Consider the following 15,665-nt stretch of genomic DNA (forward strand, 5'->3'; position numbering starts at 1 on the left):
AGCTTATTTATAAATTAGTTACCGCGACATGATGCTGGTAAGTATTTCACATCAATTCCTGCTGTTGCACCTGGTCCACATTTCCAAGCACCTACTGGTGTATTAAGAGTAGCGTTACCACCACCAGCAGCTAAAGGTGTCATATCAATAGTTTTAGAAGCCGCACCTTTCAAACTAGTTTCTTTTGAAGTTGTGACAGTAATTACACCTGCACTTGTCGTTGTAACTGCCTGTACATATTTAGATGGTATCGAAGCATCTGCTTTAGTCGTATTTTGCTCACAACCATAACCATTATCAGCGGGTAAACTCGCTGCTGATTGGTATGCTTCTGAAACTGCAGTACGACATGCTGAACCTGCTAAAATTGCCTCAGACACTTTCGCACGAATTGTATAATCCTGATAAGCAGGAAGTGCAACCGCAGCAAGAATACCGATAATCGCAACAACGATCATTAATTCGATACATTCCATAAGTCGATTTCCATGTAGACATCCCAACCACATGATATATATTGTTTTTATAAGAAATAATAAATGTCCATATGGACAGCGATTTTAATGTACACTCTAGTTAATTTTGTCCATATGTTTTTATCTTTGATATAGTACAAATCCATAAACTATTTTTCTAGGATAAAAATAAATGTTAAATACTGACAAAAATTGTCACTTTTTAACATTAAATAACACTATGAGAAATAAAATTGCAAATAGTTACGTATCGCTTAAAATTAACTCGTAAACAAAATTTGCTATAACTAAATTAGCAATAAATAAATTTAAATTTGGAGAAATTTTATGAAAGAGATTCAGAAAGGCTTCACACTCATCGAGCTTATGATTGTTGTCGCAATTATCGGTATTCTTGCTGCGGTTGCTTTACCTGCTTATCAAGACTACACCGCTCGTGCAAAAATGTCAGAAGTAGTTCTAGCGGCGACTGCATGTAAAAATACTATTGCTGAAGCTGCTGATTCAGGATTAAATGTTGCACCAACAAAGACAAATGCTTGGGGGTGTGGTGAGTCTGGCTCTCCTAATGCAGTGACAAGTAAATATGTTAAAGAAATAACAACTACCGCAGCTGGTGCGATTTCTGTTGAAGCTCAACATATCAAAGCAACTGATGTTGATGGAAAAAAAGTTACTTTGACACCTTATTCTACTACAGATTTCACTAATGCAATGACGGCAGCTGATTATGTAAATGGTGCAAATAAACCTATACGTACTTGGAAATGTTCATTTGATGGCGATAATAAATATGTACCAGCTTCTTGCCGTACTCAAGCTTCTTAATTTAAAGTAAATCTAAGAACACCTCTCATATGAGAGGTGTTCTTTTAGACTAAATTAATATGTGGTTATTATTATTACCTGACTTATACTTATATATATCGCAACATAATATTAAAGTTCTTGCACTAAGTATATTTGTTATTATTTATTTATGTGCAATCTTAAAAAGTAACAAGTACCTTTTTTTATTTGCACCATTCTTTCTTTTTATTCCAGTCTACCTTTATTATATTTCAATATATCAAACAAATATTAATGAACAAATATTAAGCATTGTATTAGAAACAGACTATCAAGAAGCTATAGCTTTTATCGGCAACAAACTATTCATTTATTTAGTTTTTTGGATTATTTGGTGTATTGGATGCTTAAAACTTTTCTATAAAAACTACAAGTCTCCTTTAATTTGGAATCATCGCAGTCGTTTATGGGTGTTAATAACAGGAACACTATATTTCATTTTAACTTATGCTTTAAATCTAAATCTTGATGCTCAAGCTGAAGAATTCCTCCCGATTCAAAAAGATAGTTTTCTAACTGAAGAAAAGAATCCATATATTCAAGACATTAAAAAAACCTATCCTATAGGTTTTTTTATTTCTATTTCGGACTTAATAAAAGAACAAAAAAAAATTAATTTTTCTTTTGAAAAAAAGAAAAAATTCAAATTTAATGCAAAGCAAAATTTGAATATGACTCAAAAACAAATATATATCTTAGTAATCGGAGAAACTAGTCGCAGAAAAAATTGGCAACTCAATGGCTATACCAGAAAAACCAATCCCTTATTGAGCCAACAAAAAAACATAGTTAACTTTAACAATATGTTATCTATTTCTAGTGCAACTCGAACCTCTATACCTATGATCTTGACACGTAAATCAGCAGATCAAATTTATAACTATAATTTTCCAGAAAAATCAATAATTTCAGCTTTTAAAGAGGTAGGGTTCAAAACCTATTGGTTATCTACTCAGCAAAAATTCGGAAATTTTGATACCAGCACATCGGTTTATGCTAAAGAAGCAGACCAAGTGATTTTTTTAAATAAAGCCAATTATACAGATGCAGGCGAACATGATAATGTGATGATTCCTGTATTGAATAAAATAATTCATTCTAATGAAAAAAAGCAATTTATTGTACTTCATACTTTAGGAAGTCATTATAACTATGCACATCGTTATCCAAAAGAATATGATATTTTTAGACCATCACTTAATGATTTATCAAAATATAGTTTGCAGGAGGTTAAATATAAGCAACAACTCGTAAATAGTTATGATAATTCGATTCTATTTACTGATCATGTTTTGAATGGATTTATTGAGATATTAAAACAGCAGAAAGATGCAGAGTCTTTCTTATTATATACATCAGATCATGGCGAAGATCTTTTTGATAATGGTTGTGAAAAAAGTGGGCACGGTTTGAGAACTAAGCATAATTTCGAAATTGCTAGTTTCGCATGGTATTCAGATACATACTTAAAAAATAATCAACAGAAAATTGCTATTTTAAATCAAAATAAAGACCGAAAAATTAATCAAACGGCTATTTTCCCAACCTTAATTCAGGCGGCTAAAATTCATATTCCTGAATATACGGAAGAAAAAAGTATAATAAGCCCATTTAAAGATTACCCACGACTGGTTTTAGGTGGCAAAAATTTTGACTCAGCCCAATATGATAAAATCTGCAAGGAAATAAAATGAACCAAACCCAACAAAAAATGCTCTTTAACTTAGCTGCGATCTTTTTTATCTCAGGCTTAAGTGCTTTAATTTATCAAGTTTGTTGGCAACGATTACTTTTTACAGGTTTTGGAGTTGATTTGACTTCAATTACCGTCATCGTTTCAGTTTTTATGGCGGGATTGGGTATAGGCGCATTTTTTGGCGGTCGTATTGCAGATAAATTTTCTAAAAATATCATTATCTTATTTTGCTTGATTGAATTTGGTATTGGTTGTTTTGGTTTGTTGAGTCATCATTTAATTCTAAACTTACAAGATATGTTGATTCATGCCAACTTAGTTATGACAGCATTGGGCAGTTTTATTTTATTATTATTCCCTACATTCCTAATGGGAACAACTTTACCATTATTAACCAGTTTTTTTAATCAACATATCCAAAATATTGGTGACTCTATTGGTCAACTTTATTTCTACAATACTCTTGGTGCAGCTTTTGGTGCATTAGCAACGGGATTCATCCTTTTTAATCATTTTACCTTATCCCATACGATCTATGTTGCAGCAATGCTAAATCTAGGCATTTCATTTTTAGTTTTCATTGCCTATGGTAGAAAATAATATGAAAAATAAATATCTAATTTATCTTTTATCTTTTTTTAGTGGGTTTTTAAGTTTAGCCCAAGAAATTATTTGGATACGTTTGATTTCTTTTGCGGGAATGACGGTTCCACAAACATTTTCATATACACTTGCATTATTTTTAATGGGGATTGCTTGCGGCGCATCTATAGGTAAATCTATTTGCAAAAAAACACTCATGTGCAAATCTATGTTTTGGGTAAATTTTTTATGCTTGCAGCGATAGTTGATATTATTCTCATTGCATTGGTATATTTATTCACCAAAAACTTTAATATCTCTATCTTGTTTCTTGGCTTATGTGTGTTTATTTGTGCATCCGTCCGTGGGATTATTTTTCCTTTAGTTCATCATGTTGGAACCGCACAATCAAAAACAGGTGCACAAATCTCCAATGTCTATTTTTCAAATGTCTTTGGTAGTGCCTTAGCTCCGATTTTAATTAGTTTTATTGCATTGGATTATTTGAATACTCAGCAAGTTTATCTATTAATTTGTTTTTTTACGATTATTATTGGGATTTTTTGTTTAAATTCAGAAAAATTAAAATATGTAGGCATTTCTTTAGCTGCTATTACACTGTTATTTATGTTCATTCCAGAGAAAATATTTTATGAGCTTTCAAAAAAAGAAGATCCTTTAAATCCACACTTGAGTGCTTATCCAAGTCAAATTTTTGAAAATAAACATGGTTTTATCCAAGTCTATGAGCAAGGAAAAGACCGTGTTGTATACGGAGCAAATGTCTATGATGGAAAGCTCAATACTAATATCTTTCATAATTCTAACGGCATTGATCGCGCTTACTTACTGCCTGTACTCAAACCTGATGCACAAGAAGTTTTGGTGATTGGACTAAGTACGGGGTCATGGGTCAAAGTTTTAAGCATGATGCCAAACTTAAAAAAAATTACCGTGATTGAAATTAATCCTGCTTATATTGATCTAATTAAAACAGATCCAATTGTATCGGATATACTCAAAGATAAACGTATTGAGATTATTTTTGACGATGGTCGAAAATGGGTAAAAAAGCAACCAGAGAAAAAATATGACATTATTTTAATGAATACTACATGGTATTGGCGTGCCTACGCATCCAACTTATTAAGTCAAGATTTTTTAATTATGCTAAAACCTAGAATGAAAAATGATGGTATTCTGTTTTACAACACAACCCAATCTATAGATGCATACTATACTGCAAATCAAATTTTTCCTAATGTATATCAATATAAATTTATGGTACTCAATGCAATGCAACCAGTTTCGTTGCCAAATCATGAATATATGCAAACACAATTATGTAAATTGGTGCGACATTCAATTCAAATGCCTATTTTTAAAGATGCTAATGAATGTTCATCCGCAGCAGACATTATTTTAAAAACGCCATTAACACCATATGCAGAAATGGATTTATCCCTATTTCCATATCATCCACCTGAAGTAATTACTGATGACAATATGATTACTGAATATAAATATGGAAAGAGCCTCTAATGTCAAAACGTCTAAAATTTTTTCTTAGTCATTTAAGTATTTCTTTGATGATTGCCTTGTGTGTGATTGGTTTAGTATTTTATATTTGGTATCCAACACCTTTAGCCACAGCAGTGGGTGTGACGCATATTTTTTTAATGATGCTTGCGATAGATGTAATTGTTGGTCCTATTCTTGGCTTTTTAGTCTACAAACAAGGTAAAAAAAGTTTAAAGCTTGACTTGAGTGTTATTATTCTCATCCAACTTTCAGCTTTTATTTATGGTTTTTATAGTATAGCCCAAGGGCGACCTGTTTATATTGCTTACGTAGTTGACCGTTTTGAGTTGGTTCGTAATAATGATTTAATATTAGATCATATTGATCAAGCGAAACCGCAATTTCAGCAGATAGCGCTCGGCAAGCCCGAATTTGTAGCAACTGAATTTTCCCAAAATCAAGATACACGTTCGAACGATATGTTTGCTGAGGCTTTAGGTGGTGTATCCATTGCACAAAAACCTGAACGTTATGTCGACTTTTCAAAGGCTAAAACACAAATTCAGCAACGTGCACTCGATTTAGATACGCTAAATCAGTTTAATACTCCCATCGATGTTAAAAACGTACTTAACAAATATCCACAAGCCAATGCATGGGTTCCATTAAAAGCCAATGCTGTAGATATGGTGGTTCTACTGCAAAAAGAAAAAGGTGAAGTAGTTAAAATTGTAGATCTAAGACCGTGGGACTAATTTTAACGACATATTTCCCCCATTTTTTAAAAGGCCACTAAGTTCATAAACTAAGTGGCTAAATCAATCAAATAGTCCGAGTACTTTGTCTCAACTCAAAATTTTCTAGCAGTAAAGAATTGCACTTTTGTAGCAGTTTTTCATAATCTTCTTTCAGCTGCTCATAATCACTTTTCACGGCCTTGGTTTTACTTTTAGCCTGCTCAATTTGCTGTATAGGCGAAAGTACATTTTGCCCCGCTTGCTTTGCAGCTAGTTCAATTGCTTGCACCAGTGCAATATGACGACTCTTCTTAATCGAACCTCGTTTACGTCCTGCTTCAAGTGCTACGGTGTCATTATTAATGGCAGACCCTTTCGGTAGGACAGTTGGCTTATTCGCTTTTAAACGCTCCAAAGCAGCATAATATTCATTGATTGCGCTCATGTTTTATTCCTCAATATTAGTTATTTGAATTTTTGTAATCATTTTATTTAAAGCCATAATATCGCTGTTCATTTGGTCATACAGCAGACTCCCTTGTGCTTGTGTATCACGCACTTTTTGTATCCGTTGCACTGCCTTTTGTATTTTATCGGCACTGCCAGTATCAAAAATTGCATGTGCACAACTCAAACAACTGGTAATTGCCGTAAAAGAAATTTTTTCGCAAGCATCAGGATTGGTACATGCACCAAAAAGACTAGCTTTGTAAGCAATTTCCCCTTTTTTCATCCGTTTAATCGTTTCCTCACGATCTGGAAATACCTTCAACAATTGCTCACGGTCTTTTTGCAGCTGCAAATAGGTTCCTGCACCACCGAGCAAACGCCTAGAACTATGAATAACACCTTCCTCAAACTGCGCATAAGAATGCACCAGACGCTGATATTCTAGCTCCTGAATAAACTCTTTTTGGCTATCATTGGCTAAAATATTAGGGGCAAATACTGAGTTTTCCCGATAATACAAGGTCATCGCTTCAGTCAAATGCTTATATTGCACCGACAAAGCACCCAAACCGATCACACCTGAACGCGCACCATATACCGCTAAAGAACGTCGAAATTGATGGGTACAAATATTCCAGTATTCACCTAGCTGACAGTCTTTTTCGTCCCGCCAGTTGCGGAAAGCATCGAAAGCTTCTAGCTCGGCTAAATCACTTTCAATGATTCTCAATCCATCACCCAGTGATACGCAAATACGGCTTAGATACTGGTTAAAATTGGCTTGTGTTCGGGTTGGAGCACCTGAAAAATTTGACACAAAATCCTTTTCATACTCAATATTTCGATTATTTTTATATCGATGTTTTTGTGAATATAATGTTGGAAATAATGGATATTCAGCAGGGTTCGACAGATCATAATGCGGGTTGAACAGAGCGTAAATTTCACCAATACTTTGTGCTGCATGCACTCCAAACTGAATATCTTCAAATGTGATCCAATAAGTGGATTTATTCCCACCACCATGTAACTTTGATGTATAGCCCATAATGATATGCACAAGATGCTCACTGCTTTCCATCGTTTGATAGCAATCATAAGACAATTGATTTACTTCATTGTCCCGCATCCCTGTAAATAAGTGAATCCAAAGCTTGGCCATACCTTGAACCAAAGTCATATAACGTGTGAGGTTTGAATGCTTTCGAATCTGATTATCTTCAAACAGTGCAGTTAAACCAAGTAAGTCACGAGCATCGGTAAAACTTATCGCATTTTTTGCACGCTTAAATTCTACAGGCATGAGTGCAAAAGTTGAATTACTCTGGATACGCTGAAACCATTTCAGAAGTGCTGATGCATTTTGATTAAACTCATTTAATTTATCTGCTAAAGCATTAATTAAGCCTATATAAAGCCGTGAAGGAATAACTTTGGTTTGTGGGCCTACTTTACCTGACTGCAACCTGAGTTGAGCAGCCAACTTTGCTAAATGCTCTATTGGCTTATATGTACTAAACGCAGGAATGAGCAATGGGTATTGCTGTTGTAAGGCAAAACAATCCGTTAAAAATGCTTTAATGTGAATGGCTTTTTGATAGCTCACACCAACATAAGCATCATTTACTTTTGACATATAAGCAACATCGCTAAATAACTGCTGCAATGTACAGCCATTCTTATATGCAATTGCTGCAAACTGGCGTAAAACCGTATGCCGCTGTTCGATACTTTTAATAATCGACTTACCAGATTTAATATAAAGCAAAGCAAAACTGATTTTTTTCATTTCTGCCCGAATTTGACAGTAAAGAAAGTCATTTTCTCGGGCATTATCAAGCCAACTATCAAAATTCAGGCGACAATCACACTTCGGTAAATATGGAGAAAGATCCCAGATATTGTCTGAATAAACTGACAATATCCCACCACTCTTCATTCGCGATAATACAAAAGTACTTGGAACAGTCAGCTGATTACTCTGTAGATTGTACTCATCAGGTAAGAACTGCTCAGCAATACCCAATGAATATAGATATGAATTAAATGAACTCATGATATCCACCCCAAATCAATTAGCAATTCAAAATGATTGAGCCAATAGGCATCTAAATCACCGCTTTCTACTTCTTCTTGAATTGAAAAAATACGATCACGTAAATTTTCATAAGTATCTGATAATTCGTTTAGTACTTCGTCAATTCGATGTAGCACAACCCCAAACTGCTGTTCCCACTTGATTAAGTCCGTGGCTTTTTGCTTAACGTAGCCGAGTAGGCTTTTCAGTGATAAAAGCTTACGCACATCTTCGTCATCAGCGTGGACTGCATAGTGTTGGCAGAATAAGCAATGCTCAAATTGCTGACAATTGGGTGTAGGGGCTCGTTCAGTAAACCCAATAGCTTTTTCAGGCTGTGGATGGATAGAGGCACATGCCCCGACAGGTGAGGCTTGAGCATCAATAGTTTCATCTAGCAATTGCACCGAAATTCGTTCAAGCGTTCGAGTTTTTGAGACGGCAACTTCTCGCAGCTCATTAAAGAACTGTGAAATTTGTTGAGCTGCATCTTTGAATGAAGTACGTGCATAATTATTTCTTGCTGTATCGAGAGAGTGACCCATGACTTCAGCTTCAAGCAGTAGATCTCCAGCGCTAAACTCAACAGTTTGACTGCTTTTATGTTTACGCCACTGCTGCGGCCTAATCCAAACCATTTTCGGGAAAATGCGCTGTAAAAAATTTTTTATTAATTGTAATCTGCCGTTGCTTACAGGTCCCAATTGCTGAATTTCGTTGCGCATTGGAAAGACAAAATCACATGCTTCATCTTGCACATACCACTCTCGAAGTTCCAGAATTTTCCTAAAAACTGGCTCAAATTTCACCCCAAATTCTGGTCGTACTATTTTGTCACCTGCACGGCTTTTTGTTCCTGAAAACCTGCGCCCTTGGATACTTGGTAGGATTTCCATCGTATCAAGTTGTAACTGTTGAGCAGTGTCTAGATTTGCACCAGTTTGCGTAATAAATAACAGCATACCAATGGCAAGACCATAGGAGGCAAGTCTTGTACGCTCTAAATGTCGCTTGTCTTTATTACGCTCTTCAAGTTTACGAATCGCTTGATTGCGATTTTCACGTACACGTTTTCGATGCTCACCATCTTCTTCTAACTCAAAATCAGCAAGCATTTTAGAAAGGGCTGGAATAATTGGATATTTGGCTAAATAATTCTGCATATCAAACTGAATATGCTGTTTTTCAGTTTGATGATGAAAGCCCGAATAGAAATAAAAATCTTCTTCATCTACAGATTGAAAATGCGCAGGAAAGTCATTTTCTTGTACAACAATACGATGAATTTCAAGAAAGACATTCAACAAAGTTGCATAAGTTTTTTGATGATCTTCTTTAGCGACTGGCAAAACAGGCACATCATAACGCTGAGACTGTACTTGCATCGCTTGACTAACAATATCAATTTCATGACAGTCAAATACATATGCGATTAACTTCGCTGCATTACGCTGATATTGCTTTGCTGTATGTGCAGCTAGGTTTTCTTCATCAGTATCTGCAAGCAAAGTGCGATCAACTAAATATTTGCTGTAACGACGATACGCATCTATCACACTGTCTTGATTTGATAAATCAAAATTTTTCTTTTGGCTATCCACCCAATCTAAAAAAAGTTTACTGGTGTAATAAAATAGTCCTTTTGACAAATCTGATCCGCTCATTTGCAACAAATAGTCCGTTAAACATTGCAAAAAATAACGTCTTTTTTCATCAAAAGATGTAGATAACTGTTGTTCTGACGAAGCCTCGCCAAATACTCTTTTACGATAAAACAGAGTTCCAATGTCAAATGTCTTAAAAGTAAAAGAAGCTGTCTTATCTTTGCAGACAAGAACAAGTCGCTCATGCTCATTAATTTGTTTGTTGATATCTGAGATATGCACCAAAATTGGAGAGCGTCTAAAATTCATGACAATTCTCCTGCTAAATTGACAGAAGACATCACGTATTTCATTAAGCTTGATTCATACTCATGCTGAATTTTACTGCGCCATTGCAATCGTGATTTATAATTCAAATACTGTAAAGTCGTGCTGATGTTGCGATGTCCCATCCGAGCTTGCACATACTCAACAGCGGTCATAGCAGAATGCCCTTCAGGTAGATGCTGTAACTGACTTTCCAGCAGATTCATCCCAAAACTGGCACGTAAGTCGTGGAATTTGAAACTTTTAAATTGTGGATCAATCAAGCGAATTTCGGGTAATAGCACGACTTTTAAATAACTACGTACCGCTTCACCCTCATACAGTTTCAGCCTCGCCCCAAATGAGTCAGAGGCTTTGATCTGCTCAGTCAGTTCTTGCTGTTCGGCTTTGCTGGTGTAAAAAGGTGTACCAAGCTTGGTGAGAAACACATAGTTTTCATCCGAGTCGCCATAATTTGATTTCTGTCTACGCAGACGCGCTTTCTCACTATTGATATAGATTTTAAGATCTTGCACTAACCAATTTGGAATCAAAAGTGTCATCGGCTTTTGAAATTTAGTGTCCACACCTGTACCTGCCCCAACTGGCAGACGAATAAAGCCATGACTATCAAGCTCACAACCAATTAATTTTTTGATTCGTAAAGTACAAATCGTTTGTAAACGCGCACCTGTGAATAATGCTAGATAGAACATCAACTGATATTCTCTTGATGATTTTTGCAGTGCTTTTAATATGACAGTTTGCGATTCAACGCTGAGAGGGCTTAATTCACCACCATCCACAATCGCTTCAGAATTTGGCGCTTTGGCTGGAACATGAATCGCAAGATCATGCGACTTAATTGCCATTTTTCTACGTGCGCCAAACTCATTATCCACGGCAATATATTTGTAGACATCTTTAAACGGTATGCCATAGTGCTGATGATCAACTAAGTCTTCTGTAACGAGAAATCGATAAAAATTCACTACCGCATTAATTCGATTACTTGCAGAGCGAGCTGAAATTAGACCTGCATTCGCATGCTCAATAAGACGAGCACGATATTTAAAAATCGCATTTAACTGTTTTAGTTTGTGGAACTTCAAACAGTCCAGTTGCTCATCTTCTAAAAAACGCTGAAAATCAACCAACTGATTGGCAATAGATGCAAATGTTTTAAAATCATACTGTATTGTTTGCTCAAGTTTTTTCAGCAAATACAGATTAAAAACGTCAGAAGGGCTACCATCTCCCTGAACAATTACAGGGAATTCAAGGTAAGCATCACCATGTTTTTCAAACGCTGCATCATTTAAACAACGGATTGCATTAACCAACGTCAATAACTGAAATTTTTTGATGCTCACAACTTTGGCTTTCGATTGGTAGCGTGACTGACCATTTTTAAGTTTAGTGCTCATTTTGAGTCTCCTGTTTATTAAAAAACAGGCAAAAAGTGATCTTGAGATAGGATTGACAAAAATGCCCCTATTCATCAAAATACAAATGTCTGATCAGCAATGAAGACATTCATAAGAGCTCATGTTCCCGCATGGGCTTTTATACTTTTTGCCGAATGAAAATAATTACTTTTAAAATTTAGCCCACAGCATCTATCTCTTTTGTAGCGTTTTTTGATTTATACTTGATAAATCATTCAAATAGCCTTGGATTTTAAGTTCTCTCATAATCAGTACTGAAGACTGTGCATCAAGACTTCTTAAATGATCTGAACAATATCGTTGATAAGCCTCACGAATTTCAGTATTCGGTAGCCGAACCAAGAATGGCTTTCCTTTCATATCGTTTACCCTTGCGTGTTAGTTCATGATTTTCTCGAGTGTGTTACACTATGTTAGTATCGCTAACAAATTAATATTAATCGTTTGATTAACTAAAATCAATAGGATTTATTCAAATGAATAAGATTTTTTTAACAGAAGAACGTAATAGGTTGAATTTAAAAGCAAAAGATGTAGCTGAATTTGTTGGTGTAGCAATTCCTACACAGTCTAATTATGAAAATGGCAAACGTTCTCCAGATGCAGAGTATCTTGCTAAACTTACGGAATTAGGCTTTGATGTTAATTACGTTTTAACAGGCAAAAGAGAGTCTTTAAGTCTGGCAACACAAGAAAAAATGCTGATTGAATTATTTCGGCAAGCACCAGAAACTGTACAAAGACATATTTTGGCTGGGTTATTAACTCAAAATACTACAGAACCACCTAAGGGTAATATTGTTACGGTCGGTGACTCAAATACTGGGAATGTTGCAGGAAGAAATATAACTCTTAAATAAATAGCTAGGATTCTTATGACAAATAATTCTGTTTCTGTCGGTCATTCAAATACAGGCAATGTATGTGGTGGCAATTTAACAATTAATCACTCATTACCATGTAAAAATGGTGATGGGATGCTTTCTTATGAAGACTATCAAAGGTTTCCTTATTGTAATCAATGTATCTCATCATTCCGTAGTCAGACATTTTTTCGCTATAAAAAACATGCTATCGCGATTTGTTGGGTAATCTTTGCCTTAGTAATTGGTGGATTCTATTTCATTATGGGACGTTTACCAAATTTTGCGGGTATTATGTTTCAGAATCATAATTTAATGGAGCCTTTCATCCCATTAATGTCAACATTAATTTTATGTCTTGTAATTTTTTATCTAGGTAGAGTTTATGCTATATTTTTAGCCCAAAAATATATCAATCAAAATTTAAGCTATCACTAACATAAAACTTTGCTGACTCTATATTATTTTTAAATTTATCAATAAATTATGAACCAATTAGTTCCCTGCTTTACAAGTCTTCACTGTATTCAAATAAATCTTGCATATTACAATTAAAATATTCACATAAGGTATTTGCGACTGAAAGTTCAATTCGTACTGCACGATCATAGTAAAGACTTGTTAGCGTATTACGATTGATACCAGTCGCCTGAGCCACCTCACTTAACTTTAGAATTTTTCGCTCACCCATCAAAGTTGATAGCCTACATCTAATCATCATAACGACCTTTAAATTAAAAAATTAACCTACAGCAAGTCAATTTAACTTGATAAATCATATTTAGAATGATAATTTAACCTACAGCAGGTTATTTTGTTTCCTAAAAACAAATTAACTTCTCTAAATCTCATTATATAATTTTTTATGGAAGTTCAGCTATGAATAACTATTTTTCTCCAAAATTCTCTGTTTCAGAGGAAGTTCGTTCAACTGCTGTTGCACTAATCAAAGAGTTTAATATTGACCGTACATTTGATTTAGCTTTGTTTCTGAATGTTAACCCCAATTTAAATGACCAAGATGCAACTTTAGCGTGGGTTAATTATTTTGAAAAAAATCAACATGATCTCAGTGACTTCAATCATGTCAGACGCCACTTTATGAAAAATTTTCCTAAAATTATGTTTGCAAATTTTAGCGAATAAAACAAAGGGAGATATCAAATATCTCCCTTAATTTTTATAGTAATAGGTCTCTTTCATAAATCATTATTTAATCAACTGATAGTTGTAAATTCCAGCAATCAAATTAAATCTTAATCCTAGGCGCTTACCACGATTTCTGTATCTTTCACCTAAAATCTTAAAAGATTTTAATTTGCCAAATATATGTTCTATCCCTATACGTCTTTTGTTGATTTCTTTGTTATAAACTTTTAATTCAACAGCTAATTTTCGTCCTCTTTTTGCCTTGAATGGAATCAGACTTTTTTCATAGACCTTATGAATACCTTGGTAGCCTTTATCTGCCAATATAAATGCATCTTTAGGAATGCATTTTAAATTTTCTTTAAATAACTCAAAATCATGTTTACTTCCTTTACTCATACATAGACTAAGTATTTCTTGGGTCTTGTAGTGAACAATTGCCTGTACTTTGAATGTATGTGCTTTTTTCTTACCGCTATAGCTTTTCTTTTGTTTTTTTTGGACGTTGTACTGTTATTTCAGTTGCATCAACAATCACAACATTCCAATCAAGTTCACTGCCAGCAGGTATTCTTTTGTGTAAATTAAATAATTTAGATTTCGTTAAGCAGTCTTCTACGTGACGAACGATTCGTGATGCAGTGGCTTCTGAAACACCGTAGCTCACTCCAATATGGAATAAAATTCTGTATTCACGCCAATAGCTTAGGCATAGAAGGAGTTGATCTTCTAAGCTTAAAATACTGGGTCTGCCTTTAGTAGGAATATGCTTATTTAGTTCAATGAGCATGATCTTGAAAGTTGACCAAGTGATACCTGTGAGTCGCTTAAACTGAATATCTTCAAGCTTTTGAATATCCGTATATCTCATACTTGAATTATCTATTAAATCCGAAAAATATACTGATTTAAAAGTGACCAATTAACTGATCATTTTTTGATTTATGAAAGAGACCTAATGTCTCTTATGGTAATCTCAACAAAAAGTAAAATTCAATTTAATTGGTTGTAAAAATATGGAATCATTTATAAAAGCAGACCATATTGAGCCTTCGGTCATTGTTTTTGACGTGTTTGGTACACTTGCAAAAATAGGGGAAAGACGTTCCCCATATAGAAAATTAATGAAATGGCTAAAAGAAAATGGGCGACAACCAAAACCTGATGATGCCAAATTTATTATGTCGCACAATTTAAATTTAGCAGAGCTTACAAAGCGATTAGCAGTAAATATTCCATACCAATTTCTGCAAGAACTTGAACATGATTTAGATGAAGAGTTACGCTCTATTAGACTGTATGAAGATACCTTATCAACTCTGGAAGAATTAAAAAAATTGAGATTCAGATTGGCATTATGCTCAAATTTAGCTATGCCATATGGAAAAGTTGTTTCTTCACTTTTACCTTCTCTTGATGCTTATGCTTGGAGTTATGAGGTTGGAGCAATTAAACCAGATTCACAAATTTATCAATATTTAATTAATAAATTACAATGTCATGCCAAAGACATTTTGTTTATTGGAGATACTCGTTTAGCTGATTACAGTGGTCCAACTGAATTTGGTATGTCAGCACGTTTAATTGATCGTATGAATGGGCAAAAGCTAGCAGATGTTTTAGCTGATATCATTAAGTGACGAGTCTTGGCTTAGGGCTAGAGAACAAATTATTGATAAAAATATGTATAATTCAAATGACTCAAATTAGTTTCGTTTCTTTAGCTTTTTCATATAAGCCTCACATTTAGAGAGCATACCAAAATTTTTTAAAGTTGTATCCAATCCTACCATTGCATACTCAATACTTTGAATCTCACGCTGCTGAGCAAAAACTTGAATCGTAGGATGTAACTGTTCTGAGCAACTGGCATCGTTGCTAAAGTAACCTGAGTTCGACGAAATCTG

General features: G+C 34.5%; 18 protein-coding genes and 2 pseudogenes. 9 read left to right on the forward strand and 11 right to left on the reverse strand.

The features are described from left to right. Positions 1 to 14 precede the first annotated feature (14 nt). On the reverse strand, positions 15 to 476 hold the full coding sequence (locus EXE10_RS02365; RefSeq protein WP_228256766.1) for a pilin: 462 nt from the start codon (positions 474 to 476) through the stop codon (positions 15 to 17). 327 nt (positions 477 to 803) lie between these two features. On the opposite strand from EXE10_RS02365, the gene EXE10_RS02370 reads away from it, so the two are divergent. Genes EXE10_RS02370 through EXE10_RS02380 form a run of 3 tightly spaced genes read left to right on the forward strand, consistent with a single transcriptional unit; the run spans position 804 to position 3,621 of the window. Then, complete coding sequence (locus EXE10_RS02370; protein WP_130112238.1) at positions 804 to 1,304, forward strand: pilin; 501 nt, start codon at positions 804 to 806, stop codon at positions 1,302 to 1,304. A 59-nt stretch (positions 1,305 to 1,363) separates the two neighbouring features. Continuing rightward, entirely contained in the window at positions 1,364 to 3,019 is a 1,656-nt protein-coding gene (locus EXE10_RS02375) for a phosphoethanolamine transferase (protein ID WP_130112239.1), read from the forward strand. Beyond that, positions 3,016 to 3,621 carry a fused MFS/spermidine synthase gene (locus EXE10_RS02380; protein ID WP_130112240.1) on the forward strand — a complete coding sequence of 202 codons (606 nt, stop codon included), beginning with the start codon at positions 3,016 to 3,018 and terminating at the stop codon, positions 3,619 to 3,621. Before EXE10_RS02375 ends, EXE10_RS02380 begins: the two co-directional genes overlap by 4 nt. A gap of 21 nt (positions 3,622 to 3,642) precedes the next feature. Here the strand turns inward: EXE10_RS02380 and EXE10_RS21845 are convergent, their stop codons facing one another. Beyond that, entirely contained in the window at positions 3,643 to 3,810 is a 168-nt protein-coding gene (locus EXE10_RS21845; RefSeq protein ID WP_228256767.1) for a hypothetical protein, read from the reverse strand. Here EXE10_RS21845 and EXE10_RS02385 point away from each other — a divergent pair. Then, entirely contained in the window at positions 3,805 to 5,145 is a 1,341-nt protein-coding gene (locus tag EXE10_RS02385; RefSeq protein WP_228256768.1) for a spermidine synthase, read from the forward strand. The genes EXE10_RS21845 and EXE10_RS02385 overlap by 6 nt on opposite strands. Next, on the forward strand, positions 5,145 to 5,879 hold the full coding sequence (tfpZ, locus tag EXE10_RS02390) for a TfpX/TfpZ family type IV pilin accessory protein (protein WP_130112241.1): 735 nt from the start codon (positions 5,145 to 5,147) through the stop codon (positions 5,877 to 5,879). The genes EXE10_RS02385 and tfpZ overlap by 1 nt, the downstream gene beginning before the upstream one ends. A gap of 67 nt (positions 5,880 to 5,946) precedes the next feature. Here tfpZ and EXE10_RS02395 read toward each other — a convergent pair whose 3' ends face one another. From EXE10_RS02395 to EXE10_RS02415, 5 genes are all read right to left on the reverse strand, one after another. Further along, positions 5,947 to 6,306 (reverse strand): hypothetical protein, encoded by a 360-nt coding sequence (locus EXE10_RS02395; protein ID WP_130112242.1) that lies wholly within the window; start codon positions 6,304 to 6,306, stop codon positions 5,947 to 5,949. Between the two features lie 3 nt (positions 6,307 to 6,309). Continuing rightward, positions 6,310 to 8,367, reverse strand: a complete 2,058-nt coding sequence (locus tag EXE10_RS02400) for a hypothetical protein (protein ID WP_130112243.1) — start codon at positions 8,365 to 8,367, stop codon at positions 6,310 to 6,312. Further along, a complete protein-coding gene (locus EXE10_RS02405) occupies positions 8,364 to 10,301 on the reverse strand; it encodes a hypothetical protein (RefSeq protein WP_130112244.1) in 1,938 nt (645 codons plus the stop codon). Before EXE10_RS02405 ends, EXE10_RS02400 begins: the two co-directional genes overlap by 4 nt. Next, on the reverse strand, positions 10,298 to 11,725 hold the full coding sequence (locus EXE10_RS02410; protein ID WP_130112245.1) for a tyrosine-type recombinase/integrase: 1,428 nt from the start codon (positions 11,723 to 11,725) through the stop codon (positions 10,298 to 10,300). Before EXE10_RS02410 ends, EXE10_RS02405 begins: the two co-directional genes overlap by 4 nt. A gap of 192 nt (positions 11,726 to 11,917) precedes the next feature. Continuing rightward, a complete protein-coding gene (locus EXE10_RS02415; RefSeq protein WP_130112246.1) occupies positions 11,918 to 12,106 on the reverse strand; it encodes a hypothetical protein in 189 nt (62 codons plus the stop codon). A gap of 116 nt (positions 12,107 to 12,222) precedes the next feature. Here EXE10_RS02415 and EXE10_RS02420 point away from each other — a divergent pair, with 116 nt between their 5' ends. Both EXE10_RS02420 and EXE10_RS02425 read left to right on the forward strand, forming a co-directional pair. Beyond that, entirely contained in the window at positions 12,223 to 12,606 is a 384-nt protein-coding gene (locus tag EXE10_RS02420; RefSeq protein WP_130112247.1) for a helix-turn-helix domain-containing protein, read from the forward strand. 15 nt (positions 12,607 to 12,621) lie between these two features. Beyond that, on the forward strand, positions 12,622 to 13,047 hold the full coding sequence (locus tag EXE10_RS02425) for a hypothetical protein (RefSeq protein ID WP_130112248.1): 426 nt from the start codon (positions 12,622 to 12,624) through the stop codon (positions 13,045 to 13,047). Positions 13,048 to 13,117: 70 nt separating this feature from the next. Here the strand turns inward: EXE10_RS02425 and EXE10_RS02430 are convergent, their stop codons facing one another. After that, positions 13,118 to 13,327: a helix-turn-helix domain-containing protein gene (locus EXE10_RS02430; RefSeq protein WP_130112291.1), complete on the reverse strand. Its 210-nt coding sequence runs from the start codon at positions 13,325 to 13,327 to the stop codon at positions 13,118 to 13,120. Between the two features lie 161 nt (positions 13,328 to 13,488). Between EXE10_RS02430 and EXE10_RS02435 the strand changes: the two genes are divergently transcribed. Continuing rightward, positions 13,489 to 13,755, forward strand: a complete 267-nt coding sequence (locus EXE10_RS02435) for a hypothetical protein (RefSeq protein ID WP_004281168.1) — start codon at positions 13,489 to 13,491, stop codon at positions 13,753 to 13,755. Positions 13,756 to 13,818: 63 nt separating this feature from the next. Here the strand turns inward: EXE10_RS02435 and EXE10_RS02440 are convergent. Both EXE10_RS02440 and EXE10_RS02445 read right to left on the reverse strand, forming a co-directional pair. Beyond that, a pseudogene (locus EXE10_RS02440) lies at positions 13,819 to 14,199 on the reverse strand (transposase); the annotation flags it as partial. 34 nt (positions 14,200 to 14,233) lie between these two features. After that, entirely contained in the window at positions 14,234 to 14,629 is a 396-nt protein-coding gene (locus tag EXE10_RS02445; RefSeq protein WP_130112250.1) for a transposase family protein, read from the reverse strand. Between the two features lie 145 nt (positions 14,630 to 14,774). Between EXE10_RS02445 and EXE10_RS02450 the strand changes: the two genes are divergently transcribed. After that, entirely contained in the window at positions 14,775 to 15,398 is a 624-nt protein-coding gene (locus EXE10_RS02450; RefSeq protein WP_130112251.1) for an HAD family hydrolase, read from the forward strand. Between the two features lie 66 nt (positions 15,399 to 15,464). Here the strand turns inward: EXE10_RS02450 and EXE10_RS21850 are convergent. Beyond that, a pseudogene (locus EXE10_RS21850) lies at positions 15,465 to 15,644 on the reverse strand (hypothetical protein); the annotation flags it as partial. Between the last annotated feature and the right edge of the window lie 21 nt (positions 15,645 to 15,665).

The sequence above is a fragment of the Acinetobacter sp. WCHAc060033 genome (assembly GCF_004209125.1).
Taxonomy (GTDB): Bacteria; Pseudomonadota; Gammaproteobacteria; order Pseudomonadales; family Moraxellaceae; genus Acinetobacter; species Acinetobacter wuhouensis.